Consider the following 25,396-nt stretch of genomic DNA (forward strand, 5'->3'; position numbering starts at 1 on the left):
TTTTAATGCAATAATATCAGGATGCCTGGGCTTCCGAACCTTCCAATACCCGGCCAACGCGGCAGGTATGTTCATGGAAAGTAACCACACCCGTTTCCACATCATACATGGCACCAATAATTCCCAGTTCACCACGGTCTATCATATCTGCGATGATCACACTCTGTTCAAGGATAGCCTGCACGGAACGTTCTGTATGAATATGGGTAACAGCCTCCACGAATTCGTGATTGGAAGAAGTCCTGTTTTCTTTAATCGTTTTTTCCTGGAAAACAGCAGGACGGATCTTGCCCAGCAAACCGGTAAGGTTGCCCATTTCCACATGATCGCAGGCCCCTTTGATAGCGCCGCAACCAGTATGCCCCATTACCACAATGATCTTGGACCCGGCCACTTTACAGGCATATTCTAAACTTCCGAGCACATTCTCAGAAATAACGGCACCGGCCAAACGAATACTGAAGATGTCTCCCAATCCCTGGTCAAAGATCAGTTCAGCAGAGGTACGGGAATCCATGCAGCTCACGATAGCAGCAAAGGGCCACTGACCTTCCGCCGTTTGGTTCACTTGCTGCAAAAGGTTCCTGTTTATACGAAGGTTGCTTACAAACCTGGTATTGCCTTCACGAAGAAGTTCTAATGCTGTTGACGGCGTGAGGCTGCTTTGAGTAAGATATGTGTGTGCTTTCATCATTATAATATTTTTAATCATTGATTTAATTTGCGGATAATTCTTTCAGAAGGTCTTTGTGTGTGCCATTGGTAACAACGCTTACCGGCTTTTCTTTTTCAGGACTTTCCATAAAAACATGGTCCGTGTTATTGATCTTGTATGCTTCTTTGAACCCTTTAAGCACAACTTTTATTTTGTTCTGAGGAGCTTTGATCTGTGTGAATTCCCGGATGATCTCCAGTACATCCTGATCTATATAAGCGGTCCTGCTGGCATCGATCACTACTGTAGAGTTCTCCGGTAATTTATCCAGTGTTAAGAGGATGTTTGCCTTGTTAAGGAAACTCACTTCCTGCGCCAGTTCCAGGCGGATCAGGTCTCCCGTGCGGTATTTCTCTTTATGGAAGAAATAAGGGCTTTTCATATTTCCCCATAACAGGAACAATACGCTTACTCCCAAACCTACACTAACACCAATCAGCAGGTCTGTGAACACGATCACCACAACGGTAACTGCAAAAGGTATCCATTGGTACTTGCCCTTTTCAAACATCTTTTTGAACACAGATGGTTTGCAAAGTTTATACCCGGTAACCAGCAGCACCGCAGCCAGCGTAGCGTATGGGATCTTGTTTAGCAGAACAGGGATCAGGGCTGTACAAACCAGCAGCAATCCACCATGTATCATGGTCGATAATTTGGTGCGTCCGCCGGAATTGATGTTGGCGGAAGAACGAACGATCACGGAAGTAACAGGGATACCGCCTATCAGACCACTCACCATGTTACCAATACCCTGCGCTTTCAATTCGCGGTTAGGCGAAGAATAACGTTTCATCGGGTCCAGTTTATCTGTTGCTTCCAGGTTCAGTAAGGTTTCTATAGAAGCCACCACCGCAATGGTTGCCGCTACCACCCATACTTTACTGTTAGCCAGTTCGCCAAAGTTGGGTAAGGTGAATTGTCCGAAGAAATCGTTGAAAGTTGCCGCCACAGGCAGGGTTACGAGGTGACTTTGCTCCAGGCCCAATACAGAACCAGAGGAAATGAACAACTGGTTAATACCCACACCCGCCAGTACAGCTACCAGCGGAGCCGGTACCACACCTGCTTTCGGGATCTTGTTCCAATACAACAGGATGGCAATGGAAACGATGGTGATGATCACTGCACCAAACTGAATGTGGTTCAGTGTACTTAATAAAGCCGTGAAGGAATTTTCCCCGTCCGTTTGGATAAATGCCATGTCGCTGATCGTATCAGCATCATATCCAAATGCATGCGGTATTTGTTTGAGAATAATGATGATACCAATAGCGGTAAGCATTCCCGTAATAACATTGGAGGGGAAGTAATTGGCTACCGTTCCTGCTTTCACAAATCCCAGGACCAGCTGGAATGCACCGGCTAAAACAACCGCCAGCAGAAAGGTTTCAAAGTTGCCCAATGTAGTGATCGCACTCAGCACAATAGCAGTTAAACCTGCCGCCGGGCCACTCACACTCAGATGAGAACCACTAAAGAAGCCAACCACCAGACCACCAACGATACCTGCTATCATACCTGAAAACAGGGGAGCGCCGGAAGCCAGGGCAATACCAAGGCACAACGGAACGGCGATCAGGAAAACGACCAGCCCGGCCGATAGATCACCTTTAATATTCGAAAAAACAGCAGTCTTCTTGCTCATAGAAATCGTGATTTGATCAGATCGCTACGCACAATCCCCCATATAGGTTTTTCACTATTGAAGCCGGCATTCCGCACCACATATTGTTTCGCCTCAAAGGCAAGACAGTTGCGGTGACATAACGGAACCCCAAAACAACCAACAATGATGCAGGATCAATGCGTGATCTGGTAGTAGTACAGAAAAAAATGAAATTGAAAATTGTGTGCTACGGTATAGCACACGAATGTTGAGAATTAACCAAGATGGTTTGGAGGAGGGGTTTGGATCTCCTGTATGGGACTGGCAGGAATATCCTCGTGATAACTATAAGACAACGTGCGGAGGAATAATTCAGGATTTAACTCTGTTTCCTCATCTGCATATCTGTGAAAATTGAGATCGTTAGGAGAAAGCTTTAATGTTTTAGACATACAGCCACCGTCCACATGCTCCTCTACAATTTGATTGTTAAACAGTAATTTCCCCACTTGTGCAATGGGTAGCAGCTGAACACACATCAGGCAGACAAAAAATATACTGATTACTTTTTTCAAAATGTTTATCGCGTCAATTTACGTTGAAGCAAAAATACTCCGCGAATTTCACAATTCATATTTTAACGGGTCAAAGAATTGTTAAATGCATCTTAATTAATTATAAACCCGGCACTTATAGTTATTAATAGCCCGTAAATAATTCATCCCGCCCAGGAACCGCTCATCACAATCCCCCATCATGGCTAAAATCACTAAACCCTAATAATCAATCATTTAAACTAAAACAGGTAATGTTCTAAGCAAGTTATTTTGCATTAAAGAGTATTTGGTATTGCATAGTAGTAAATAGTTCATATCTTTGTATCGTAAAGCTGATATATACCAATATTAAAAAGCGCACTTGCCATGAATATAGACAACACGCAATCACAGATGAGAAAAGGGGTGCTGGAGTTCTGCATCCTCTCCATCATCAAGCAAGGCGAGGCTTATCCTTCAGACATTATCGAAAAAATGAAAGAAGCAAAGCTGGACATCCTGGAAGGAACTTTATACCCACTGTTGACTCGCCTGAAAAATGCGGAACTACTCACTTACCGCTGGGTGGAAAGCAGTTCAGGGCCACCACGGAAATATTTTTCCATGACAGAAAAAGGCGAGGCCTTTTACCTCGACCTGGAAAACACATGGAACGAACTGGCCAATGCTGTACACAAGCTTACATTACCTCATTCCATCCAATAATATACATCCAAGACCTAAAACCTAAAATCAGAAATTAGAGATGAAAAAGATTATCAACATAAACTTGTCCAGCCGCCTGATCCCCATAGAGGACAGTGCTTACGAGATCTTGCGGCAGTACCTGGATAGCCTTAAGCGCTATTTCTCGCAAGAGGAAGGTGCAGAGGAGATCGTTGGAGATATTGAAAGCCGCATCGCCGAAATCTTCCAGGATAAGATCCGCAAAGGCGCACATTGCATCACGGATGAAGATGTGCAGGCTATCAAAACCTCCATGGGTACGCCGGAACAATTTGCTGACGAACCTCTTAACAGTACGAAGGAGTCAAAAAACCACGCGACCAACGAAAGCTTCGCAGCTTACGCCCGTCCGCGGAAACGCTTCTATCGGGATCCGGATAGTAAAGTATTAGGTGGCGTATGTAGTGGTTTGGGTGCTTACTTTAATGTTGATCCGGTTGTTTTCCGTATCGTATTTGCCCTCATGGCCTTTGGCTGGGGTGGTGGTATCGTCCTTTATTTTATCCTCTGGTTTGCAACTCCTGAAGCTGTAACAGCAGCTGAAAAGCTGGAAATGCGCGGAGAGCGGGTGGATCTCAATAATATTAAAGCAACGGTGCAGGAAGAAATGAACACCTTCCGCTCCCGCATGGAAAGGATGGGTGATGATGTCAGAAATTTTTCAGAGGGCCGCGGGAAACAGTTCGGTAGAGATGCCGGTACTGCAATTGAAGGGTTTTTCAGGGGACTGGCAAATGTGATCGCATTTGTTGCAAAAGGGTTCTTCCTTTTCATCGCAGTCGTAATACTCTTTACAATAGTAGTTGGCCTGATCGCAGCAGCTGCTTTTTCCGCGGTCCTTTTCCCGATCAAAGACCTGGTTTTTGATAACGGAATGCAAAGCCTGCTCTTCTGGCCTGCGATCTCCCTCCTCATTGGTATCCCCTTACTTTCACTGATCATGTTCCTCGTAAGGAAAATGACCGGAGTCAGGCAAACCAATAAGTACGCTGGTTATACTTTAGGGTTCTTCTGGATATTGGGAGTGGTATTCACCATCTGGATCGCCATTTCTTTGTCCCGCGACTTTAGCGCACCTAAGATCAGGGAATCTGAAAACTTTGCCCTGGCACAACCTTCTTCCGGAAAGCTGATCATTCAGAAGGAAGAAGACCTGCTGGATATGGACGATATGAACGTATTTGATGGTAACCTGCGGGTGGTTGATGATACCGCCATTATCGGAGACATCCGCATCAATGTAAAGAAAAGTAATACAGACAGTTTTGCCGTAGAAGTGGAAAGGGCTTCAAGAGGCCGTACCGTAGCACAAGCTAAGATGCTGGCCCGTGAGATCCAGTTCCAACTGAAGCAGAAGGACTCTGTATTACTTATTCCTTCAGGTTTTTCCATCCCGCGCAATTCCATCTACCGCAACCAGTCCGTAAGGGTAACCATTCTGGTGCCCGTAGGAAAGAACCTTAGGATTGATAAGGATGTATGGGACCACTACCGCTTTGACCGTAACTGGAGAAACGAATGGTGGGATAACTGGGACGATGAATGGAACAGCAAAGAACAGATCGATATAAAAATGAATGCAGATGGTTGGGAAAAGCGGGTGAAAGAAGAAGAGAAGAAAGAACGCTCCGTAAAGGATTCCCTTGAGCAGAACTATCAGTATAAAGGGCCTGATCAGCAGAGCACCACGCCTATAGAGGACAGCAAGGAAAAGAATAAAGATTCCGCAAAGGATAAGGCAAGTGTGGCTATGAATTTCGTGAACTTCCTCTTCCAGGGCAGCTTTTAACAATATTTGAAAAATTCGTCACAATAAGTTTAGTTTCACAACAACGTACAAAACCGCGGTGTCAACCGCGGTTTTTTCATGTATTTAGGTGGCATAACACGATTTTTCCCGATCCGATCATCCCCATCCCCCGATTATTGCTAGTTTTGCATATTCTAAATTCAGGAGGATCAGATAAGGATGAAGGCACCAATTAACATTGCACTGGTAGGTAATCCGAACAGTGGGAAAAGCTCGCTCTTTAATGCGCTTACAGGATTGAACCAGAAAGTGAGTAATTTTCCGGGGGTAACGGTTGATAAAAAGACCGGTAACGCCCGTATTACACCTCAGCTGGATGCAACCATCATTGACCTGCCCGGTACCTATAGCCTTTATCCAAAAAGTGCAGATGAATTTGTGACCTATGATGTGCTGCTCAACCCCAAAGGGGAAGACCGGCCTAACATGATCCTCATTATTGCCGATGCCTCCAACCTCAAACGTAACCTCCTCTTCTGCTCCCAGATCATAGACCTGAAATTACCCGTGATCATTGGCCTCACCATGATGGACCTAGCCAAGAAAAAAGGCGTGGAAATAGATCTGGCCGGCCTCGAAAGAGAACTGGGCGTTCCCGTAGTAGCCATCAATCCCAGGAAGAACAAGGGACTGCCGCAACTAAAAAAGAACATAGAACTCATAGCACAGGAGAAGTTCGGCGCCCCCGCCAGGGATTTCATCGAAAATCAGGAACTCGCGCCCGCCGTGATAGCCGATGTGAAAAAGATCTTTCCCGTAACCAGCGACTATGGTGCTTTACACGTAGCCGTGAACTATGATGAACTGGAATTCCTGAACAAGGGCCAGCAGCAGCAGATAAAAGCGAGCATCCACACAAACGGATTCAATAAAACAAAGATACAGGCGGAAGAGATCATGCAGCGGTACAGCCGCATCAAGCATATCATGAATGTTACCGTAGTGGAAACCGATCCCCTGCAGCAACAACTCCAAACCGAGCGCATCGATAACTTATTGCTGCATCGTTTCTGGGGATACCTTATTCTCCTGGCCGTACTTTTCCTGTTATTCCAAAGCATTTTCTGGCTGGCCTCCTACCCGATGGACCTTATCGAAGCAGGATTTGGCAGCATCAGCGGTTGGTTCTCACAGATCCTCCCGGATAATAAAGTGAGCGATATCTTCATCAATGGGATCATTGCAGGCCTGGGCGGTATTGCCGTTTTCATCCCGCAGATCATGATCCTCTTTGGATTGATCACCATCCTGGAAGATACCGGGTACATGGCCCGGATCAGTTTTTTAACAGACCGGCTCATGAGGCAGGTAGGCCTGAACGGAAAATCCGTGATGCCTCTGATCAGTGGCGTGGCTTGTGCCGTACCTGCTATTATGGCTGCCCGTAATATTGAGAATAAAAAGGAACGCCTCATCACCATCATGATCACTCCCCTGATGGCCTGTTCTGCAAGGTTGCCCATCTATACCATCATGATCGCTTTGGTAATACCCAATAAAAATGTGCTGGGCTTCCTCAGTTTACAGGGCCTTGTAATGATGGGCCTCTATTTACTGGGTTTCTTTATGGCCATTGCTATTGCAGGGATCATGAAGTGGTTCATCCGCATCCGAGAGAAGAGCTATTTCATCATGGAATTACCGGTTTACCGCGCCCCGCGCTGGAAGAATGTAGGCACCACCATGATTGAAAAGGCGAAGATCTTTGTAATGGATGCCGGTAAAGTGATCATGGTTATCTCCATCATCCTCTGGTTCCTGGCATCCTACGGACCCGGCAAACCCATGGAAGGCGTACATCAGAAGTATGAACAACTGATGGCTCAGACAACGGATTCTGCCCAACTCCAGGACCTGGACAAACAATTTCAATCCGAAAAACTGGCCAACTCTTATGCCGGTATATTGGGCCATGCCATTGAACCGGTTGTAAAGCCCCTGGGATTTGACTGGAAAATAGGCATTGCATTGATCACCTCTTTTGCCGCCCGCGAAGTTTTTGTGGGAACCATGGCAACCCTTTATAGTGTAGGAGAAACGGAAGACAGTGATGCTACCCTGCGGGAAAAAATGGCCGCCGCCACCAGGATAGACGGAACTCCCGTATATACCCTTGCAACCGGTCTCTCGCTCATGATCTTCTATGCTTTTGCCATGCAGTGTATGAGTACACTCGCTATTGTGAAACGCGAAACCCGTTCCTGGAAATATCCCATCATTCAGTTCCTGTATATGACGGCACTGGCTTATGCCTGCAGTTGGCTCATTTATGTGATATTCAAATAAGCGGAAACCGTTACATTTGGAGAAATACGCTTCGGATGAAAAAACTATTCCCAATTGTTGGTTGCCTGATCGCGCTGTCTGCCTCCGCGCAGATCGATTCCTCTCAGCTCATGAAAGATGTGCAGACCCTTTCCGCAGATAAAATGGAGGGCCGTAAAACCGGGACCAAAGGGAACCGCCTTGCCCAGTTCTACCTGCTGGACCGCTTAAAGCAAGCCGGCCTGCAACAATTCAGCAACACTTACGAGCAGCCCTTTTATTTCACGCAGGGAGAGAAACGTATCATGGGTACTAACCTCTACGGCTACATCAAGGGAAGCATCGATAGTTTTATTGTGATCTCTGCGCATTACGATCACATCGGCATCAAAAAGCCCCAATCCGGAACAGACAGTATTTACAATGGCGCAGACGATAATGCTTCCGGCATAGGAGGCCTTCTTGCCATGGTCAGCTATTTTTCTAAGAACCCACCGAAACATACATTGGTCTTTGCCGCATTCGATGCAGAAGAAATGGGTTTACAGGGAGCAAAAGCCTTTGTGGCCAAACTACCAGTACCGGCTACACGCATCCTGATGAACATCAATATGGATATGATCAGTCATAATGATAAGAATGAACTGTACGTATGCGGCACTGCTCATTACCCGCAGTTAAAACAGTTCGTAACAGCCGCCGCAGCCACCAGCCTGGTAAATCTCCCCATGGGCCACGACCGCCCGGAGGATAAAGACCAGAACTGGACCAACCAGAGCGATCATTATGAGTTTCATAAAAAGAAGATACCCTTCCTGTACTTCGGTGTAGAGGATCACCCGGATTATCACAGGGCATCCGATGAATTCAGTAAGATCAATCCTTCCTTTTATTACCAGGCAACAAAGAGCATATTGAGTGTAGTTCAGATCGTAGACAAGCAATAAAAAAGCCGCATCAAACGATGCGGCTTTTTTTATAAAATACGTGGGAATAAAAACAATCCCCGTTAAAAAGATAAAACCTCCCCTTTTAGAAAATGCCGCAGGCATTTTCTAAAAGGATCATTCCCCCGGCCTTGGTTCAATCAGGATATGATAATATGCTTTATTCATCTGCGAAGACCCAACGTACTGCACCCTCGTTCTGGAAACACTTTCCGGCGAAGCCACCCTTAACGGCGCATGCCCCAGTATCTTCGTCAGCGCCTTATTCAGCAAAGGCTCTTTCACACTACCCCAATCCCCAAGGGCCAAACTCTCCACTACTTCTTCATTCGGCGCAAAACCATTTGTATAATCAGAAGTCCCCAGCGAATTGAATGCCTTAGAAGTGATCGGTTGAAGGCCCCATGTATTTCTTGCATCATTGATCTTGTAGAAGGTCTGTGAACCCACATTCTTACCATACGTTTTTTCACCTATCAGCCACACACCCATATAAGGCTTCAAGCCATTGATGATCAACTCGCTCGCAGAAGCAGAGTTATTACTGGTGAGGATGATAAAACTTTCCAGCCCCGTACCGATGTTATTGGCCTCATTTGTAAAGTAGGTCTTGAAGAATTCCGGCCCATAAGCATCTGTATATTTCTTTGTGTTGAAAGCATTATACTCTCTTTTGAAGAACACCTTGGTGGTACTTAAACCCGTTACGATATTACTTCCCAGGTTAACAGTGGAACGGGCATCACCACCGCCATTGTAACGAAGGTCCAGGATAAGATGTTTAACCCCGGCTGCTTTGAACCTGGCAAAAACAGCATCCACCTGGTTATCATATTCATTTTCATAACCAGCTTGTCCCCTGTCCGGCGCAAAGAAATGATACACGAAATAACCGATCTTCTTATTATCGATGGTATACACAGAATCCATGTACACGGGGTTTTCTGCGTACTCAAGCACTGTCAGGTTTTTGACAACAGGATTGGTGGTACTATCGCGCAATCCGTCCTTTGAATAAGTGTGATCATAAACCGTGATGGTATGATCTTTTCCCAGCGCATCCAGGAATGCATTTACATCTGCATTATTGGTGGCGGAAGAATATTTGAAATCCTTGTTATTGATCTGGAAGAAAAGCTGTCCTCTTTTAAGGCCTGCGGCGGAAGCCGGGGAGTTCTTCTTAACATATTGAATGATCCCTCCCAGTTTTGTGCCACCATCGTGCAGGAACAAACCAACGCTGTACCCGGCTTCTTTGGTATTACCGCTTAAAGAGTTCTGAAGGTCTTTATAATTAGGTACCGCCCAGGAATACCGGTCGTCTGCATGTAACAGGCTTTCAAAAAAATCATAAGGAGCTTTGGTATAATCCGGGGTAGCAGTGATACTGGTATTCCAGTAATACTCCTGTTTCATGGTAGTGTAGATCCAGTTATTCACATAACCATTATCGGTATCAGGGACCGGAGAGCTGTCTTTCTTTTTACAAGCGGAAAATAAAATGCCTGCGGCAAAGGTACATAGGAGGTATCGGAACATCGCGGAGCGCTTTTTCATAAATGCTATTGTAAGGTATTAAATTATTACTTTTTCCTGAGCTGCACCGTCAGCAGATCGTCCGGCCGCTTATAAATATCGATGAACTGGTCCGCATAACCTTTACGGCTGATCATGATCCTGCTGCCTGCTTTTACACCTTTCAGGTAAAAATGCCCGCAGGCGTCTGTTTGCACAGTATCCACTTTTGCATTTGCAATTGGTTTCCCCCGCTCATTGGTAACGATGCCGAAGAGGTTATATTGTTCATCCTCCAAATGAACGATCAGCACCCTTTTGCCTCCCCTTTCGTGCATGCCCGTGCTTCTCAGGCCGGTGGCTACGTCTATCTTTTTAATCTTAACGCCCACCATCTCCGCAGAATCCACTTCCCGGCCGTTGATGATATAAACAGACTTTTGCTGGGCAAAACCGGCCAGGGAAAAAAGGAGCAGAAAAGGCAGAAAGCGGTTCATAAATTACAATTATGCACAATCCATGCCAGCTATTGCATTGTTGGCTGAACCCCCTCTGCTATTAGCTCCTGGCGGATCTTCCGTTTCCATTCCTGCTGCGTAAAGGTATTCATGCCGCTGTGCACCTTGTCGTCAAACTCATCCTGCATCCGGTTCATGTCCCGGAAAGATTCCAGGTATTCATACTGGATCCGGCTTTCGTGGTCATCTGCGGTAAGGGGCATTTGCAGCACTTTTTTCCGGAAACGTTCTGCTACCAGGCGGGTGATGTCAAAATGCAATTGTTCATGTTCCAGTGTATGGGCAGAAGGCGGCCTGGTGCGTAACCAGGAAGAACTTTTCACCCAAAATACCTGTAAAACAAGCGTGATCTCCAGCGTATCCCGGAATTGCCGGCTGCTGCCATCAAAAGCAAAACTGGTGAAACTGATCGCCTCATTTTTAGCCGTTCCGGAACCCCGGGGGCTGGCTCGGAAATCATCTGCTTTTATGGCTCGCTGATGGTAAAAAAGGGTGTCGGAAGTGGCATCTTCAAGCCTGGGATCTGTTAAAAAGATCACCTTTACCACTTTGCCGGAATCTTTATGGGAGGCGGGTACAGCAGTATTCTGCACAAAAAGGCAGCAGAGGGTTCCGATATAAATTACCGGGTTAAACATGATGTATGTTAAAGTTCGGGAATCTATTTTGTTTGTGCGGGTAATTTTAAAAAAACAAGTGCTGGCGGGGTATTTCGGGGAACGCACAAAATTCAGTAATTTACAAGATTACCAAAACAATCATTCCATGTACGGCGGTGGATACATTTTTGACGAGCCCAATAACCGGCAGTTAAAAGAAGAGCAATTACACGATGATCCGGAAAAACTGGCGGAATTTGAGGATCGGATAGCCCGGGGAGAAAAGATCGAACCAGGCGACTGGATGCCTTCAGAATACAGAAGGCAATTAATCCGTCTTATTGAACAACATGCCCATTCAGAAATAATCGGCGCTTTGCCGGAGGGTACCTGGATCACCCGTGCTCCCGGTTTCAAACGCAAACTGGCACTGATCGCAAAAGTGCAGGACGAAATAGGGCATGGACAATTATTATATAATGCGGCAGAAACCCTGGGTAAAAGCCGTGAGGCCATGATCAACGATCTGCTCAGTGGTAAATCCAAATATTCCAACGTATTCAATTATCCGGCAGAAACCTGGGCAGATGTAACCGTGATCGGCTTTTTGATCGATGCGGCGGCTATCGTGAACCAGATCGCTAATTCAAAAGGCTCCTACGGCCCTTATTGCCGGGCGCTGGAAAGGATCTGTTACGAAGAAAGTTTCCACCTCAAACAAGGGCACGATGCATTTGTGGAACTCGCTGCCGGTACCCCTGCCCAAAGGGCCATGGTACAGGATGCGCTGAACCGCTGGTGGCAACCCATTATGCATTTCTTCGGCCCTCCCGATAAAAATTCCACACACAGCGAAAAACTGATGCAATGGAAAGTGAAGATGGCCAGTAATGATGATATGCGGAACCAGTTCCTGGAAGCCTATGTTCCCAAGATCTGGGATATGGGCCTCACTTTACCGGATGAAAATCTGAAGAAGAATGAAAGCACCGGTAAATGGGATTACGCTGATCCCGACTGGGACCTCTTTAAAAAAGTGATCAATGGCGGCGGCCCCTGTAATAAAGAAAGACTGGATGTACGCAAATGGGCAGAAGAACATGGCCGCTGGGTGCGCAAAGCATTAATGAACCCGAAAGATAAAAGATCCGCTCCGGTAGCATAACACATCAGCAATGGACAACAACCAATCATTAGATCCCAGGGTAAACAGGCTCAAACTCAACGCTTCCGGCGAAGGGACCATCGTACAGGAAGGAGAGAACTGGAATACATTTGAAGTATTTCACCAGGAAAAACGCGGCGCACATCATGAACACGTAGGTTCCGTGCATGCTCCTAATGCACAGATGGCACTGATCTTCGCAAAAGAACAATTTGGCCGCCGTAAGAAATGTGTAAACCTCTGGGTAGTACGCAGTGCAGACATCCTGGCTTTCGATGCGGAAGATGAAGATATGTTTGCCAACAACGGCGAAAAAACCTACCGCGATGCAAGCGGGTTCAAGGTCATGGAAAAGATCAACAAATTTAAAAAAGAGGCGAAATAAACATGATCGATACAACGGTAATCAGCAATCTGCTCACCGCCATGGCGGACGATGCACTGATCCAGGGCCACCGGAATTCAGAGTGGACAGGCCTTGGCCCTATTATGGAAGAAGACATTGCTTTTTCATCCATGGCGCAGGACAAGATCGGCCATGCATGGGCTTTGTATAAGATCATGCAGGAAGAACTGCAGGGTAGTGATCCGGACCAGTTCGCTTTCCTTCGTAATGAGAAAGAATATAAATGCTGCCACTTTGTAGAACATCCCAACGGCGAATATGACTTCAGCCTCATGCGGCATTTTTTATTCGACCATGCAGAAGCCATCCGGTATGAACAATTACAGCAAAGCAGTTTCCAACCCTTGCAGCCGCTCGCAAAAAAGCTTAAAGGAGAAATAAAATATCATACCCTGCATGCCAATGCATGGGTATCACAATTATGCCGCGCAGGAGAAGAAAGCCATGCGCGAATGCAATCCGCGCTCACGGCCTGTTTTCCATTGGCACTCGGTCTTTTTGAACCAGGCGGCGAAGCAGAGCAGATACTGATAGCAGAAAAAGTATATCCCGGCGAAAAAGCCCTCAAAGAGATCTGGATGGACAGGATCTATAATATCCTCACAGCAGCGGCATTAAACCTCCCGGATGAAAACACAACAGAACCCGTTTATGGTGGCCGGAAAGGATATCATACCATCTACCTGCAACCTTTACTGGAAGAAATGGGGGCCGTATTCCGTACAGACCCCGCAGCAACCTGGTGATCATGGAAGTGAATGAACAAAATATCTATAAAGCGCTGGAACTGGTCATGGATCCGGAAATTCCCGTACTCAATGTACTGGACCTGGGCATGATCACTTCTGTTACCTTTTCAGATATAGGGGTACATGTTAAAATGATCCCCACCTTTGCCGCATGCCCTGCCGTAGAACTGATCCGGCGCAATATCCGTTCTGTATTGCAGGACCAGCTGCACACGGAAGTAATCGTGGAAATAGATAAGGAAGAAAGCTGGAACAGTAACCGGATGACGGAAGGCGCGAAGGAAAAACTAAAGAACTTTGGCATCGCACCACCTAAGCCCTATAACGGAGAGGACTACACGGAATTTTTCCTCGGCACCACCTGCCCTCACTGCAACGGCAACGATACTTACCTGCGTTCCCCATTTGGCTCTACCCTTTGCCGCGCCATTCATTTCTGTAAAGATTGCGGCCAGGTGTTTGAGCATTTCAAACCGCTGGATTAATTAGTATATTGCCATCATGAAAATCGGTCTATACTTTGGTTCTTTCAACCCTATACACACGGGTCATATGATCATCGCCAATTTTATGGCCTATCATACGGACCTCGATAAAGTTTGGTTGGTAGTATCTCCGCACAATCCATTGAAAGCATCTTCCAGCCTGCTGAATGAACATCATCGTTTTCATATGGCAGAAATGGCGGTAGCGGATGAACCCCGCCTGAGAGTAAGCAATATTGAGTTTTCTTTGCCACGCCCATCCTTCACCATAGATACGTTAACTTATCTCACAGAGAAATTCCCCACCCAGGAATTCGTGGTGATCATGGGTAGCGATAGTTTTCAGAACATCTCCCGCTGGAAGAATTATGAGCAGCTCATAGCACGTTATGCTATTTATGTATACAACCGCCCCGGCCATGAAATAAAGGAAACGTACGGAGCAAATGTGAAGATCATGCATGCGCCGATGCTGGACATTTCCTCCAGCAATATCCGCAAATGGATCCAGGAAGGCAAATCCGTGAGATATATGGTACCCGATGCTATCTGGAAATATATGGCCGAGAATAACTATTATAAGGGCTGATCAACAAACTGTGGAATTAATCCCCCGACTTTTTCATCTGCTTTTCTTTGGCATGCGCCGTTTTTACAATTTTAACTTCCCGTTTTTTAACGAGATATTCATTGGAATAGATCTTTAAAAGCACAATGAACAAGGAAATTAACAGGGGACCGAATATCAGTCCTATGAATCCAAAGAGGCTCACACCTATGATCACACCAAAGATGGTGATCAACGGATGCACATCCCCGATCTTTTTAGCCAGCATCATCCTGAACAGGTTATCAGAGGTTCCCACAGCCCCAAATCCATAGATCAGGATGGCAACCCCCTGCCATGTTTGCCCGGAGGAAAGAAGGAAAACGCCCATGGGCACATATACTGCGGCAGCGCCAATAATAGGCAGCATAGCCGTAAAGCTCGTTACCACAAACCAGAATACAGGCTCCGGCACACCAAAGATCAGGTACCCGATCAAAGACACAATGCCTTGTATCAATGCTATCAGCGGGATCCCGATGGCATTGCTCACCACCATGTTCTTCATTTCTTTACCCAGTAATTCCACGTTCTCATCTTTCAGCGGAATATATTCATAAAGGGCTTCTTCCATTTCCCGCGCATTCACCAGCATGAAGTATAGTATAAAATACATGATAGCAATAGCTGTGAGCGTATTGAAAGTGGCCCCCACAAAGCCTGGCAGCACGGCAGTGATAGTTTCCTGTATCTTCTGCAAACGGGCCTCCGTCATCAGGTTAACCCCGAGAGATTGCTGCAATTGCTGGTTGAATTTTTCCAACCCTTTGATCAGTTCAGAAGAATGGGTGATGGCATAAGTTACTTTGGAAGTAAGCATGTTCACCAGCCCACCGATAGGCAGCAGGATGATCAGGAAAGATAAGACCATGATCAGCGTAGCAGCCCAGCTCCTGCCCCATTTGCGTTGTTCCACCAGGCGGAACATCCATTTCCGGGAAAGTACATACAGGGTAACCGCACCGAGGAAACCAGGGAAAAATGCATATAGCTCTTTAAAAAGGATGATGCCCAGAAATGCAAGGATCAGTAAAAATACAACCTGTTTCAGGCGTTCATTGTCGAGGTAGCTCATAGCGGGTAATGTGGGTGGTTATATCAAACCTACATGATTTTCAGTGGATCACAAAGTGTGCCATTGCGCCCGGGGAGGGAAATATAATGCTGTTTTAACAAGTAAAGTGGGGAATTGAACAATTATGGAACAAAGTTTGTAACCTTTAATGCGGAGTAGATGGAAGCCCCAACACTCCCGAACCCAATCTTTCACTTTAAAAATTCTTAACTATGAGCAGAAGTTCAAAAGCGGTGGTGTCTTTTATTGTAGGAGCTGCCGTTGGCGTAGCCGTTGGTTATTTCCTTAATTCAGACAAAAAAGATGAACTGGTAGAAAAATTAAGATTCCAGGCGGATAAGTTGAAAGATAAATTCCGCGCTAAAAAGCAACAGTTTGAAGATGCCATGGAAAATGAATTAACTTAAGGATTCCTTTTTAGCATCTAAAAAATCAAAGCATGGAAGATAATTTTTCCAACTATTTTTCTGAGACGGGCAAGGTGGCCAGGGAATACGTGGAAACCCGGCTCGATCTCATTAAACTGCAGGCAGCAGGAAAGCTGTCGAAAGCGTTAGGCCTGTTCTTTTCGCTCATCATGGCTTTCCTGTTGTTCTTTTTTGTAGTCGTTTTCCTCGGAATGATGTTAGGCTTCTGGATAGGCGAAAAGTATAACAGCTTCACCTTAGGTTTTGCCTGGGCTGCGGGCTTTTTTATCTTCCTGTTCGCCCTTATATTAGTGTTCCGTAAAAGCCTTATCCAGCGCCCGCTCGCTAACCTGTTAGCGGCTGAACTGGTAGAAGAGATAGAAGAAATGGAAGAGAGAAAAGAGGAAAGGAAAAAATCAAAAGATCAAATGGCACAATAATACTTTCCAAAACATGCCTAAGAAAAAAGTAACTAATCTGGCGATGCTTGAGGAGGAAATCCTTCGCCTCAGGGAAAAGAGCCGTGGGCTGGAAGATCAGCTGGGAGAACGGGTAGACCATTTCAAGGCTAATTACAAAAGTATGGCCATGAACAGCGTGATCCCCGGAGTGGCCAATAGTGGTGTGTTTGGATTTGTGGGTAAAGTGGCACAAACCGCCTTTAAAAGCGGATCTGGCAAATCCCTGATCACCAGCGCACTGATGACGGCGCTGGAATTTATTGCCGTGCGTTTTGGCGTAAAGCTGGTGAATAATTTTCAACAGAAAAGGCGGCGCAAAAAGGCAGAAAAAGCAGCTAAAACAGAAGAATAGCTTTAACCCCAGACTTTCGTTCCTTCACTGCAATTCGCACAGATATCAATGTGTTTACGCCCCTTGATGATCTGGCTGCGGAAGTTCACATAACTTTCATTATGCCAGAGCGTTTTGAAGCTGGATGATTTCAGGTCTCCCAGTTTATGTGTGGCGTCTTTATCAAAGCAGCAGGGCACTACCAGGCCATCCCAGGTGATCACCGGGGAATGCCATAAGCGCCAGCAATGATCTTCCATCGTATTTTTAATGGCATAAGTTCCATCTTCATTTTTACGATAGCGGGAATATTTATCTATTGTGGGGATCAGGCGGTTGCCTTCTTCATAATCATATACCTGCGCGGTTTTAAACCTCACCTCATCTACACCTACTTCAGCAGCTAATTTCTTGATATCTTCTATCTGGTGCTCATTCGGTTTTACCACCAGGAACTGGAAGAACACAAATGGTTTTTTAGATTTCAGCTCCTTTTTCCATTTCACAATATTCTTCGCACCCTCGATCACTTTATCCAGGTTTCCGCCAACACGGTATTGTGTATACACATCCTGGGTGGTACCATCTATGGAAATGATCAGCCTGTCCAACCCGCTTTCCACCGTTTTCTTCGCATTTGCGTCTGTGAGGTAATGCGCATTGGTGGAAGTAGCCGTGTAAATCCCCTTACCGGAAGCATATTTCACCATATCCAGGAAAGCAGTGTTCAGGTAAGGCTCTCCCTGGAAGTAAAAGATCAGGTACAACAGGTCCTTATGCAATTCATCGATGGTTTCCCGGAAGAATTTATTATCCAGCATGCCTGTAGGCCTGGTAAAAGCCCTCAGCCCGCTGGGGCATTCCGGGCAACGGAGGTTGCAGGAAGTGGTAGGTTCAAAGGAGATGGAAATAGGGAACCCCCATTGGATAGGTTTCTTTCTCCACTTGCTCCAGTAGAAACTGCCCAATACTTTTCCCGCGTTCCAACCGCGGCGGAAAGTAAATTTTGACAGAAAGTTCAACGAGTCATTCAGGTTCAGTTTCGGCATAATTCGGGCCTCTTTAGGAGCCTAAATTTACTACAACTCTGCGGGCTTTCATGCATAGCACAAAAAATTGCCCTATACTTGCTCCTGAATTTCATAGCACACCAGTAAGAATGGCAAGAAGAAAACGCGTGCGGAGCCGCCCCTTTATCTACATCTTTGTGTTCATCAGCCTGGCCGGAGCTGCCGCTGCTGTATGGTGGTGGCTGCGTACAAAGGAACCCATGACCTTTGTACGGTATGAGGAATTTGGAATAGACATGCCCGTGAATTATTCCGTGCATGGCATAGATATCTCCAAATTCCAGGGAAATGTGAACTGGATGGCCGTGCGGCAAATGCAGGTAGATGAAATTCGTATATCCTTTGCCTTTATTAAAGCTACAGAAGGGATCAGCCGCCAGGACGGTACTTTTCAGCGGAACTGGGAAAAAGCCAAAGAAGCCGGTGTGATCCGGGGAGCCTATCATTTTTTCTATTCCACCCGAGATCCTATCAAGCAGGCCATCAATTTCAGGAATGTGGTACAGCTGGAATCAGGGGACCTCCCTCCCGTACTGGATATAGAAGTACACAACAATCAGCCCGCTGCCGTGATCCGCAGTACAGCCCGCATCTGGCTGGAAGACATGGAAAAGGCCTACGGCGTAAAACCCATCATCTACACCAATATTCATTTCTACGAAAAATACCTGGGCAAAGAATTTGACGATTACCCGCTTTGGGTGGCGCATTATTATCAGAAGGATAAACCCCGCAGTGCCAGGAACTGGGTCTTCTGGCAGCACAGCGATATCGGGCATGTGAACGGGATCAGAACTACCGTTGATTTTAATGTTTTCAGGGGAGATAGTACTGAGCTCTTAAAGCTCTGTATTCCGTAACTTTACTACTATGGAAGAAGAACCAAAAGATAATTTCGACTGGAAGCTTCTGCAATTCTTTGTGAAGATCGTCCGCACCATCTTCATTGGGCTGATCCTGATGATGATCGATATTTTTACGGGCATGTATCTTGGCTTCGGCATCCCGGAAGAATCCACTCCCACCAGGTTAACACTATTCTACATTTGGTTTGGCCTCAGCATGGGGGCTTACATTTATTTCCTCTGGCGCTTGTGGCGAAAGAAAATGCCCGCCCCCTGACCTTATTTTATTATTGTTTGGAAGAAGTGGCACCGAAGGTCTGCGTCCAGATATTTCCGGCACGCGCTACGGCAACATCTCTGTAATTGGCACTCATCATATTCTTGCAATGCCCTGCACTTTTTAACCAGCCATCGATCACTGCCTGCTCTGTAGTTGGCCCTGAAGCAATATTTTCACCAGACCAGGACGCTTTGTAACCGGCATCTGCAATGCGGGTTTGGGGAGTACCGCCATTAGGACTGTTATGTGCAAAGTATTTGCGTGTTTGCATATCCTTACTGTGGTTGGCTGCAGCCAGTTCCAGGTAAATATTCCATTTAAGAGGATCTACAGGAGGCATTACTTCACCCCCACAATTACATCCTTTGGTACGTACATTATTTATAAGAGAAAGCAGCACTTCTTTATTGACGTTGTTCTCAAACACCGGAACAGTTCCTGGTTCCTGCGTTGCGGGCCCTTCCGGCAGTTGTGGCTCCAGCGGCGCTTCTTTAGTGCACGCAGTAGCGAACAGCAGAATGGAAATAACAAAAGGTACTAAGCGGTTATTATTAGGTAACATGTAAAATCCCAGTTAAAATAAAAAATAGGTACTGGGTTCTTAATAGGAAAAAGGCTAAAACAAAACGAATGGTTCTTTCAGAGGAGAAGGGTTAAAAAGGAAGAATAGATCTTTAATTCCGGATCAAAGATAACCTGCCGGCTGGAATAAAGCACTGGGAGCATGCAAAAAATATGTTAATGAAAATAACAGATTACAGATCAACGTAGTATGATCCGTAATCTGTATATAATCGGCTAGAACGCTTTAGGGACGGCCATTTCCTGGCTCCAGAAGTTGCCTACCTTAGCAACGCCCATTTCACGAAAACTACTGGTCATCAGCACTTTACAGTGCGTTACGCTCTTAAACCAACCCTCCACAACGGTACGCTCATTGAGCACTCCAAGGGCAATATTTTCTCCCCAGGCCTGCCAGATATACCCCATGCTGGCAATCCGTTTCCCACCGTTTCCACCCTCCAGGTCATTATGACTGAAATAATTATTCTCGAACATATCCTTGCTATGTAAGTAGGCTGCCCTTTCTAATGGTTTGCTCCATATAATAGGAGCGGCGGCTGCCATAAATGTATCGCCACAATTACATCCTTTCGTGCGGATCTCATTCACTAATGTTATTAATAACTGCTGGTTAACCGGGTTATTCATCACAAACGTCGTGTCCTTAACAGGCGGCGGCGGTGGTGGTGTCATTTCTGTTAATGGTGTTTTGCTGCATGCAACAGAAAGTAATACCCATAGCGATGCACCTGCGATCATTGCAGGGCGTACGATTCCCTTCATCATGTTTTGATGATTTAAAAAATGAACAATAAAAACCGAGGTGGTTTACAGGAAGGCTACGGTAAAAAATAAGGTGGCTTAGTCGCGAGGATATGAGAAAAAATATCAAGTCTGGTTACTGTGTCTTTTGGGCAAACAAATAGACCACCAGACAAATTTGAACGACATAGGAGTTTGCAAAGCTAATGCCGGAATCATCTTTTGGAGCTTTCCTGCTTGTAAAATTTCTGTTAACGTGTTGATTGTTAAGCGCTTGTAAATATTTTCATAGGCAATAATGTATAGGTTCATGTTAAAATACTATCACTGTCAGGCATAGGAAAAAAAGTAACAATTCCAGAGTTTCGTTTATTTAGATATGATAGCTTGTCAAATATATAAAATAATAATAAAATGTAAAAATATAAATGTCAGCCGGAAGATTGAATAGATGGCCCGGAAATTGAATTATTTGATGCTTAGATCGTATTTTTAAACCCTCTTATATCAGCTATAAGATTTATATTAACTGTTACACATTGCTTGACTTCTTCAAAAGCTTTTTTTTAAAGTACAGCACGAGAAAAATTCGGTATGCCGCACAGGATTACAACCTGATTTTGGAGCAGCAGATCGTCAATGGTATTCCTTTGGAACACCGTTATCTTGGAAAGCTTACACTTTCAAGCGGTTTTGTTGTGGCATGTGATCCCCTGTTAGGCCTGCACGATGCATTACCTTTTACACGTAAAGTCCCTACCGGCGAATATCCCGTTTACATGGTACTGTCCGGCAGTGGCAACCATCGCAAGAATACCCTGATCAAACTGGAACTCTCAGATAAACGGGCAGTCCGTTGGGAATTGGCCATGGTACCCGGCCAATCTTCCGGCCATTCCTATATTGCAGATGTATATTATGGTTTCACCGTGGATGCCGGCATTGGTTGTATCTGTGATGCCCATACACAGAAACACTATAATAGTTACCTGGAACGTTTCTTTAAGGACAATCCGAACGGTAATATTTATGATTCACTCTTTGCTTCCGCATTTGCACGCAACGGTATAGAAGAAAATCATAGCTTTAATTTCTATCTCCCGGCACGCCCGCAACAAAACGTGATCATGTTCCATACCGGTTATGGTGATGGTATTTATCCCGCTTACTGGGGGCTGTCTGAAGAAGGAGATGTTTGCAGTTTTGTGATCGATTTTATGGTACTATAAATTATTCCGCTATGTTAGCCATACGTTTATTCCTGTTGTTATGCCTTGCGCAGAACAAAGAGCTTGCCGAAGGAGACATCATTTTTCAATCCAATATTTCCCCGCAATGCAAAGCCATTGAATTAGCCACGCATTCCAAATACAGCCACTGCGGCATCTTATTTAAGAAAGGACAGGATTGGTATGTATGGGAAGCCGTGCAACCTGTAATGCAAACACGCCTGGAAGAATGGACCCTGCGGGGCAACAAACATTTTGTGGTGAAACGCCTTATCGCAGATTCACTGATCACCACAGCCGTGATCAAAAAAATGCAGGATGCCGGCAGTAAATACATGGGCAAAAATTACGACAGCTACTTCGAATGGTCGGACGACAGGATCTATTGCTCTGAGCTGGTATGGAAGATCTATAAAGAAACGATGGATATTGAAGTGGGGAAACGCAACCCGCTGCGCAGCTACGATCTCAGCCATCCGCTGGTAAAGGCCACACTGAAAGAAAGATATGGGAAGAATATTCCTTTGGAAGAAATGATGGTATCCCCCGGTGATATCTTTGAAAGCCCGTTATTGAAAACCGTCGTTTCTCAATAAGAGAGAACACTCTTTCTTTTTAAATGTTATATCCGTATGAAAAAACTTCATTTACTCCTCATAGCAGGTGCATGGAACTTCACCGCTTGCCAGAATGCTCCTAAAACTACTACCGCAACAGACAGTGCGCAAGCCGCTGTTAATGCGGATGGTTATTACGAAGCCAGCCTGGCAGCAGCATCTTCTCCCGGAAGATTGATAGGCCTCACGCTGAAAACCACCAACGATGCGGAAATGACCACAGACTATCTCAACAGCACCCCCGAGATAGTGCAAATGGGTAACTGGTCTGCGCTGGACAGTGGAAAATACCTGATCACACTCGTTACCGTAGGCAGCGGCAATCCCCAAAAAGATTCCCTGATCTTTAAACAGGATGGGAACGATCTTCGCTATATAGGGGATGATTATGGTTCGGACGGATTAACGCTTATAAAGAAAGAAAAACCTGCCCCCACCACAAAACAACTGATCATCTGGGTAAAGAACGAAGCAGAATGTGACCGCGGCCCCGGATTCGGCAAAACCAAATGTTACGACGTGGTATACGGAGACAAGCTTCTCCCCGATGCAAAATGGGACAGGCTCTCCGAACCAATAGACAGCTTTACCTACGAAAAGGGCAATATCTATAAGCTGAAAGTGAACCGCATCCCCCGCGATCCCCGTATCCAGGACGTAGGTGCTTATGAGTATAAACTGGCAGAAGTGATCTCAAAAGAGAAGGCAAAGTAAGGGATCCCAATACTTGACATAGGCTCGACATAGGCTCAGCCTATAAGATTCCTATACTATTCCTTAAATATCTTCTCCCCACTGCAGCATCTGGCCGCACTCCAATATTCCTCCAGATTTGCATCTATACTTTGTTTTACGAACAAGGCAGGCCCTGTTCTTAACAAAGTTTCCGCATGAGGTCATTCGTACGATACATTATTTTCCTCTTAAGCTTGAACGGGCCGCTGATGGGCCAGGAGAAAACCCTTGATGACTATGTCAACACCGCCCTTCAGAACAGCCCATTGCTGAAAGATTATACGAACCAGCAAAAGCTCAACCAGGTGGATAGCCTTCGTATCCTCGCCGGGTACAAACCCCAGGTAACAGCTATCAGCACCAATACCTATGCTCCTACTTATCATAGTTATGGTTATGACAATGCTATCACCAACGGAGGCCAGTTCAGCGAGCTGGTCACCGTCAACAAACTCCTTATTGGGAAAAAGAACCTGAACAATCAGCTGGATGCCGTACTGTTATTAAACCGGTCCCTGGAAATTACCGGTAAAATATCCGGGCAGGACCTGAAAAAAGCGGTAACCGCACAATATGTAACCGCTTATGGTACCAGCCAGGAACTGAAGTTTAATGAAGAAATGCTGACATTACTCCGTAAAGAGGAAGTGATCCTGAGAAAAATGGCAGAAAAAGGGGTTTACCGGCAAACAGACTATCTCATCTTCCTGACCACTTTAAAGCAGCAGGAACTGGTGAACACCCAGTCAAAGATCCTGCTGCAGAAAGAGTATGCCGCCCTTAATTACCTCGTAGGCATAAAAGATACCGGTACCGCCATCCTTCGCCCCCCTTTGCTTTCTCCTGAAATGGTGGCAGATGTGGAAGGCACAATATTTTACCAGCAGTTTATCACAGACAGCCTGAAACTTCGCAATAGCGATGCCCTCATCGACTATAACTACAAGCCCAAAGTGAGCCTTTATGGTGATGCCGGTTTTGCTTCCACTTTTACAGACCATGCTTACAGGAACTGGGGTGCCAGTTTTGGGGTAACGCTTGCCGTTCCCATCTATGATGGCCACCAGCGCAAAATGCAGCATACAAAAATTGAGATGCAGGAACAAACGCGGCAGCAGTACCGGGACTTCTTTAAGGTGCAAACGGCTCAACAGCTGGCAGACCTTTACCAGCAGTTACAATCCACCCGGCAGCTGATATCGCAAACTGCTGATCAGTTAAAATATGCATCAGCCCTCATTGCGGCCAACCAGAAATTAATGAACACCGGTGATGTTCATATGGCAGACTATGTACTGGCTATCGGCAATTACATGGCGGCAAAGAACATCCTTACGCAAAACACCATCAACGAACTACAGATCATTAACCAAATAAATTACTGGAACGGAAAATAATATACAATGGCATTATCCCGATTCATTCTTGCTTCTTTTGTTTTGCTGGCCATGCAAGGTTGTGGCCCCAAAGCGCCGGATGCAGCCACCGCAGGGGCAGAAGCAAATAGCGAAGCAGCCGGAACCCCCGTTACGGTTACCTCGCCGGGCATAGAAGACATGCAGGATGTGATAACGTTGAACGCTGTTTCTTCATTCCTGTTAAAAACGCCTGTGAGATCAAGCGCTAACGGCTACCTGCAAAAAGTGTACACCCAGCCTGGCCGTTTTGTCAATGCCGGGCAGGACCTCTTTGTTATCAGAACAAAAGAATCGCAAAGCCTGGGCAATACTATCAGCGGACTGGATTCCTCCCTGCATTTCGACGGGCTCATTCATGTGAAGGCCCCCGGAAGCGGTTATGTAACAGGGCTTTCGTACCGCCCGGGAGATTATGTGTTGGACGGAGAGCAGCTGGCCACGATCTCAGATGCCAAAAGTTTTGTTTTCCTGCTAAATCTGCCTTATGAGCTGAAACCATTTATCCCGGCCAATAAACAACTGACCCTGCAATTGCCGGACAGTACAAGCCTCACGGGTTACCTGGATATTGCTATGCCCGCACTCGATTCAGCCTCACAAACCCAGAGCTATAAGCTCAGGGTTAACACGAATATGGATATCCCGGAGAACCTCATCGCCAAAGTAATGCTCCTAAAGAAAACAAGCCCTCACACCGTAACCTTACCCAAAGGAGCGGTATTGTCAGATGAAATGCAACGTGTTTTCTGGATCATGAAAATGATAGATAGTACCACCGCAGTAAAAACGATCATCGCAAAGGGAATGGAAACCGCCACTACGGTAGAAATACTTTCACCAAAACTCTCTGCTACAGATAAGGTATTGCTCACAGGCAATTATGGCCTGCCGGATACAGCAAAAGTTTTAATCACCCAACAACCGTGACC

The 25,396-nt window shown here is 45.8% G+C and carries 29 protein-coding genes; 19 read left to right on the forward strand and 10 right to left on the reverse strand.

All coding sequences use genetic code 11. The features are described from left to right. Window positions 1-16: 16 nt before the first annotated feature. From BUR42_RS21150 to BUR42_RS21160, 3 genes are all read right to left on the reverse strand, one after another. A complete protein-coding gene (locus BUR42_RS21150) occupies window positions 17-691 on the reverse strand; it encodes a carbonic anhydrase family protein (RefSeq protein ID WP_074243125.1) in 675 nt (224 codons plus the stop codon). A gap of 25 nt (window positions 692-716) precedes the next feature. Continuing rightward, window positions 717-2,363 (reverse strand): SulP family inorganic anion transporter, encoded by a 1,647-nt coding sequence (locus BUR42_RS21155; protein ID WP_074241600.1) that lies wholly within the window; start codon window positions 2,361-2,363, stop codon window positions 717-719. Between the two features lie 236 nt (window positions 2,364-2,599). Then, on the reverse strand, window positions 2,600-2,863 hold the full coding sequence (locus tag BUR42_RS21160; protein WP_074241601.1) for a hypothetical protein: 264 nt from the start codon (window positions 2,861-2,863) through the stop codon (window positions 2,600-2,602). Between the two features lie 384 nt (window positions 2,864-3,247). Here BUR42_RS21160 and BUR42_RS21165 point away from each other — a divergent pair, with 384 nt between their 5' ends. The 4 genes from BUR42_RS21165 (at window position 3,248) to BUR42_RS21180 (ending at window position 8,629) form a co-directional block, all read left to right on the forward strand. Next, complete coding sequence (locus tag BUR42_RS21165; protein ID WP_074241602.1) at window positions 3,248-3,586, forward strand: PadR family transcriptional regulator; 339 nt, start codon at window positions 3,248-3,250, stop codon at window positions 3,584-3,586. 40 nt (window positions 3,587-3,626) lie between these two features. Further along, window positions 3,627-5,396, forward strand: coding sequence for a PspC domain-containing protein (locus BUR42_RS21170; RefSeq protein WP_074241603.1), 1,770 nt, complete (start codon window positions 3,627-3,629; stop codon window positions 5,394-5,396). Between the two features lie 180 nt (window positions 5,397-5,576). Then, complete coding sequence (gene feoB / locus BUR42_RS21175; RefSeq protein ID WP_074241604.1) at window positions 5,577-7,703, forward strand: ferrous iron transport protein B; 2,127 nt, start codon at window positions 5,577-5,579, stop codon at window positions 7,701-7,703. A gap of 35 nt (window positions 7,704-7,738) precedes the next feature. Beyond that, window positions 7,739-8,629 (forward strand): M28 family peptidase, encoded by an 891-nt coding sequence (locus tag BUR42_RS21180; protein ID WP_074241605.1) that lies wholly within the window; start codon window positions 7,739-7,741, stop codon window positions 8,627-8,629. 117 nt (window positions 8,630-8,746) lie between these two features. Here the strand turns inward: BUR42_RS21180 and BUR42_RS21185 are convergent, their stop codons facing one another. Genes BUR42_RS21185 through BUR42_RS21195 form a run of 3 tightly spaced genes read right to left on the reverse strand, consistent with a single transcriptional unit; the run spans window position 8,747 to window position 11,300 of the window. Next, window positions 8,747-10,186 carry a S41 family peptidase gene (locus BUR42_RS21185; RefSeq protein ID WP_084185742.1) on the reverse strand — a complete coding sequence of 480 codons (1,440 nt, stop codon included), beginning with the start codon at window positions 10,184-10,186 and terminating at the stop codon, window positions 8,747-8,749. A 26-nt stretch (window positions 10,187-10,212) separates the two neighbouring features. After that, on the reverse strand, window positions 10,213-10,641 hold the full coding sequence (locus tag BUR42_RS21190; protein ID WP_074241607.1) for a carboxypeptidase-like regulatory domain-containing protein: 429 nt from the start codon (window positions 10,639-10,641) through the stop codon (window positions 10,213-10,215). 29 nt (window positions 10,642-10,670) lie between these two features. Next, the gene (locus BUR42_RS21195) at window positions 10,671-11,300 is read right to left on the reverse strand and encodes a hypothetical protein (protein ID WP_074241608.1); all 630 of its coding nucleotides are present in this window, start codon (window positions 11,298-11,300) and stop codon (window positions 10,671-10,673) included. Between the two features lie 127 nt (window positions 11,301-11,427). On the opposite strand from BUR42_RS21195, the gene paaA reads away from it, so the two are divergent. From paaA to nadD, 5 genes are read left to right on the forward strand one after another with little or no spacing between them, the layout of a single operon-like run. Then, window positions 11,428-12,426 (forward strand): 1,2-phenylacetyl-CoA epoxidase subunit PaaA, encoded by a 999-nt coding sequence (paaA, locus tag BUR42_RS21200; RefSeq protein WP_084185894.1) that lies wholly within the window; start codon window positions 11,428-11,430, stop codon window positions 12,424-12,426. 10 nt (window positions 12,427-12,436) lie between these two features. Continuing rightward, window positions 12,437-12,811 carry a 1,2-phenylacetyl-CoA epoxidase subunit PaaB gene (gene paaB, locus BUR42_RS21205; RefSeq protein ID WP_084185743.1) on the forward strand — a complete coding sequence of 125 codons (375 nt, stop codon included), beginning with the start codon at window positions 12,437-12,439 and terminating at the stop codon, window positions 12,809-12,811. Window positions 12,812-12,813: 2 nt separating this feature from the next. Next, a complete protein-coding gene (gene paaC, locus BUR42_RS21210; protein ID WP_074241609.1) occupies window positions 12,814-13,578 on the forward strand; it encodes a 1,2-phenylacetyl-CoA epoxidase subunit PaaC in 765 nt (254 codons plus the stop codon). Between the two features lie 2 nt (window positions 13,579-13,580). Then, complete coding sequence (paaD, locus tag BUR42_RS21215; RefSeq protein ID WP_074241610.1) at window positions 13,581-14,066, forward strand: 1,2-phenylacetyl-CoA epoxidase subunit PaaD; 486 nt, start codon at window positions 13,581-13,583, stop codon at window positions 14,064-14,066. Between the two features lie 16 nt (window positions 14,067-14,082). Continuing rightward, window positions 14,083-14,655, forward strand: coding sequence for a nicotinate (nicotinamide) nucleotide adenylyltransferase (gene nadD / locus BUR42_RS21220; RefSeq protein WP_074241611.1), 573 nt, complete (start codon window positions 14,083-14,085; stop codon window positions 14,653-14,655). Between the two features lie 16 nt (window positions 14,656-14,671). Here the strand turns inward: nadD and BUR42_RS21225 are convergent, their stop codons facing one another. Then, complete coding sequence (locus BUR42_RS21225; RefSeq protein WP_074241612.1) at window positions 14,672-15,748, reverse strand: AI-2E family transporter; 1,077 nt, start codon at window positions 15,746-15,748, stop codon at window positions 14,672-14,674. Window positions 15,749-15,960: 212 nt separating this feature from the next. Between BUR42_RS21225 and BUR42_RS21230 the strand changes: the two genes are divergently transcribed. The 3 genes from BUR42_RS21230 to BUR42_RS21240 are packed head-to-tail and all read left to right on the forward strand — an operon-like array spanning window position 15,961 to window position 16,968. Further along, a complete protein-coding gene (locus BUR42_RS21230; protein WP_074241613.1) occupies window positions 15,961-16,155 on the forward strand; it encodes a YtxH domain-containing protein in 195 nt (64 codons plus the stop codon). 32 nt (window positions 16,156-16,187) lie between these two features. Next, on the forward strand, window positions 16,188-16,595 hold the full coding sequence (locus tag BUR42_RS21235; protein WP_074241614.1) for a hypothetical protein: 408 nt from the start codon (window positions 16,188-16,190) through the stop codon (window positions 16,593-16,595). A 13-nt stretch (window positions 16,596-16,608) separates the two neighbouring features. Further along, entirely contained in the window at window positions 16,609-16,968 is a 360-nt protein-coding gene (locus BUR42_RS21240) for a hypothetical protein (RefSeq protein ID WP_074241615.1), read from the forward strand. 2 nt (window positions 16,969-16,970) lie between these two features. Here the strand turns inward: BUR42_RS21240 and BUR42_RS21245 are convergent, their stop codons facing one another. Further along, the gene (locus BUR42_RS21245) at window positions 16,971-17,996 is read right to left on the reverse strand and encodes an SPASM domain-containing protein (protein WP_074241616.1); all 1,026 of its coding nucleotides are present in this window, start codon (window positions 17,994-17,996) and stop codon (window positions 16,971-16,973) included. 110 nt (window positions 17,997-18,106) lie between these two features. On the opposite strand from BUR42_RS21245, the gene BUR42_RS21250 reads away from it, so the two are divergent. Both BUR42_RS21250 and BUR42_RS21255 read left to right on the forward strand, forming a co-directional pair. Next, window positions 18,107-18,877 carry a glycoside hydrolase family 25 protein gene (locus BUR42_RS21250; protein WP_074241617.1) on the forward strand — a complete coding sequence of 257 codons (771 nt, stop codon included), beginning with the start codon at window positions 18,107-18,109 and terminating at the stop codon, window positions 18,875-18,877. Window positions 18,878-18,887: 10 nt separating this feature from the next. Next, window positions 18,888-19,139 (forward strand): hypothetical protein, encoded by a 252-nt coding sequence (locus BUR42_RS21255; RefSeq protein WP_074241618.1) that lies wholly within the window; start codon window positions 18,888-18,890, stop codon window positions 19,137-19,139. 10 nt (window positions 19,140-19,149) lie between these two features. Here the strand turns inward: BUR42_RS21255 and BUR42_RS21260 are convergent, their stop codons facing one another. Then, window positions 19,150-19,704, reverse strand: a complete 555-nt coding sequence (locus tag BUR42_RS21260; protein WP_074241619.1) for a CAP domain-containing protein — start codon at window positions 19,702-19,704, stop codon at window positions 19,150-19,152. Between the two features lie 236 nt (window positions 19,705-19,940). Beyond that, complete coding sequence (locus BUR42_RS21265) at window positions 19,941-20,492, reverse strand: CAP domain-containing protein (RefSeq protein WP_074241620.1); 552 nt, start codon at window positions 20,490-20,492, stop codon at window positions 19,941-19,943. 596 nt (window positions 20,493-21,088) lie between these two features. Here BUR42_RS21265 and BUR42_RS21275 point away from each other — a divergent pair. From BUR42_RS21275 to BUR42_RS21295, 5 genes are all read left to right on the forward strand, one after another. Then, window positions 21,089-21,697, forward strand: coding sequence for a DUF4241 domain-containing protein (locus tag BUR42_RS21275; protein WP_159442323.1), 609 nt, complete (start codon window positions 21,089-21,091; stop codon window positions 21,695-21,697). 11 nt (window positions 21,698-21,708) lie between these two features. Beyond that, a complete protein-coding gene (locus BUR42_RS21280; RefSeq protein ID WP_143197544.1) occupies window positions 21,709-22,293 on the forward strand; it encodes a YiiX family permuted papain-like enzyme in 585 nt (194 codons plus the stop codon). A gap of 36 nt (window positions 22,294-22,329) precedes the next feature. Continuing rightward, window positions 22,330-23,028, forward strand: coding sequence for a DUF4377 domain-containing protein (locus tag BUR42_RS21285; RefSeq protein WP_074241623.1), 699 nt, complete (start codon window positions 22,330-22,332; stop codon window positions 23,026-23,028). Window positions 23,029-23,204: 176 nt separating this feature from the next. Next, entirely contained in the window at window positions 23,205-24,446 is a 1,242-nt protein-coding gene (locus BUR42_RS21290; protein WP_074241624.1) for a TolC family protein, read from the forward strand. Between the two features lie 6 nt (window positions 24,447-24,452). Then, window positions 24,453-25,394, forward strand: coding sequence for an efflux RND transporter periplasmic adaptor subunit (locus BUR42_RS21295; protein WP_074241625.1), 942 nt, complete (start codon window positions 24,453-24,455; stop codon window positions 25,392-25,394). Window positions 25,395-25,396: the final 2 nt, after the last annotated feature.

The sequence above is a fragment of the Chitinophaga niabensis genome (genome assembly GCF_900129465.1).
Lineage (GTDB): Bacteria > Bacteroidota > Bacteroidia > Chitinophagales > Chitinophagaceae > Chitinophaga > Chitinophaga niabensis.

Excerpts from the sequence above, each read along its gene's own strand:
- BUR42_RS21150 (WP_074243125.1), bottom strand. The coding sequence starts at position 691 with ATGAAAGCACACACATATCTTACTCAAAGCAGCCTCACGCCGTCAACA.
- BUR42_RS21155 (WP_074241600.1), bottom strand. The coding sequence starts at position 2,363 with ATGAGCAAGAAGACTGCTGTTTTTTCGAATATTAAAGGTGATCTATCG.
- BUR42_RS21160 (WP_074241601.1), bottom strand. The coding sequence starts at position 2,863 with ATGTGTGTTCAGCTGCTACCCATTGCACAAGTGGGGAAATTACTGTTT.
- BUR42_RS21165 (WP_074241602.1), top strand. The coding sequence starts at position 3,248 with ATGAATATAGACAACACGCAATCACAGATGAGAAAAGGGGTGCTGGAG.
- BUR42_RS21170 (WP_074241603.1), top strand. The coding sequence starts at position 3,627 with ATGAAAAAGATTATCAACATAAACTTGTCCAGCCGCCTGATCCCCATA.
- feoB (WP_074241604.1), top strand. The coding sequence starts at position 5,577 with ATGAAGGCACCAATTAACATTGCACTGGTAGGTAATCCGAACAGTGGG.
- BUR42_RS21180 (WP_074241605.1), top strand. The coding sequence starts at position 7,739 with ATGAAAAAACTATTCCCAATTGTTGGTTGCCTGATCGCGCTGTCTGCC.
- BUR42_RS21185 (WP_084185742.1), bottom strand. The coding sequence starts at position 10,186 with ATGAAAAAGCGCTCCGCGATGTTCCGATACCTCCTATGTACCTTTGCC.
- BUR42_RS21190 (WP_074241607.1), bottom strand. The coding sequence starts at position 10,641 with ATGAACCGCTTTCTGCCTTTTCTGCTCCTTTTTTCCCTGGCCGGTTTT.
- BUR42_RS21195 (WP_074241608.1), bottom strand. The coding sequence starts at position 11,300 with ATGTTTAACCCGGTAATTTATATCGGAACCCTCTGCTGCCTTTTTGTG.
- paaA (WP_084185894.1), top strand. The coding sequence starts at position 11,428 with ATGTACGGCGGTGGATACATTTTTGACGAGCCCAATAACCGGCAGTTA.
- paaB (WP_084185743.1), top strand. The coding sequence starts at position 12,437 with ATGGACAACAACCAATCATTAGATCCCAGGGTAAACAGGCTCAAACTC.
- paaC (WP_074241609.1), top strand. The coding sequence starts at position 12,814 with ATGATCGATACAACGGTAATCAGCAATCTGCTCACCGCCATGGCGGAC.
- paaD (WP_074241610.1), top strand. The coding sequence starts at position 13,581 with ATGGAAGTGAATGAACAAAATATCTATAAAGCGCTGGAACTGGTCATG.
- nadD (WP_074241611.1), top strand. The coding sequence starts at position 14,083 with ATGAAAATCGGTCTATACTTTGGTTCTTTCAACCCTATACACACGGGT.
- BUR42_RS21225 (WP_074241612.1), bottom strand. The coding sequence starts at position 15,748 with ATGAGCTACCTCGACAATGAACGCCTGAAACAGGTTGTATTTTTACTG.
- BUR42_RS21230 (WP_074241613.1), top strand. The coding sequence starts at position 15,961 with ATGAGCAGAAGTTCAAAAGCGGTGGTGTCTTTTATTGTAGGAGCTGCC.
- BUR42_RS21235 (WP_074241614.1), top strand. The coding sequence starts at position 16,188 with ATGGAAGATAATTTTTCCAACTATTTTTCTGAGACGGGCAAGGTGGCC.
- BUR42_RS21240 (WP_074241615.1), top strand. The coding sequence starts at position 16,609 with ATGCCTAAGAAAAAAGTAACTAATCTGGCGATGCTTGAGGAGGAAATC.
- BUR42_RS21245 (WP_074241616.1), bottom strand. The coding sequence starts at position 17,996 with ATGCCGAAACTGAACCTGAATGACTCGTTGAACTTTCTGTCAAAATTT.
- BUR42_RS21250 (WP_074241617.1), top strand. The coding sequence starts at position 18,107 with ATGGCAAGAAGAAAACGCGTGCGGAGCCGCCCCTTTATCTACATCTTT.
- BUR42_RS21255 (WP_074241618.1), top strand. The coding sequence starts at position 18,888 with ATGGAAGAAGAACCAAAAGATAATTTCGACTGGAAGCTTCTGCAATTC.
- BUR42_RS21260 (WP_074241619.1), bottom strand. The coding sequence starts at position 19,704 with ATGTTACCTAATAATAACCGCTTAGTACCTTTTGTTATTTCCATTCTG.
- BUR42_RS21265 (WP_074241620.1), bottom strand. The coding sequence starts at position 20,492 with ATGATGAAGGGAATCGTACGCCCTGCAATGATCGCAGGTGCATCGCTA.
- BUR42_RS21280 (WP_143197544.1), top strand. The coding sequence starts at position 21,709 with ATGTTAGCCATACGTTTATTCCTGTTGTTATGCCTTGCGCAGAACAAA.
- BUR42_RS21285 (WP_074241623.1), top strand. The coding sequence starts at position 22,330 with ATGAAAAAACTTCATTTACTCCTCATAGCAGGTGCATGGAACTTCACC.
- BUR42_RS21290 (WP_074241624.1), top strand. The coding sequence starts at position 23,205 with ATGAGGTCATTCGTACGATACATTATTTTCCTCTTAAGCTTGAACGGG.
- BUR42_RS21295 (WP_074241625.1), top strand. The coding sequence starts at position 24,453 with ATGGCATTATCCCGATTCATTCTTGCTTCTTTTGTTTTGCTGGCCATG.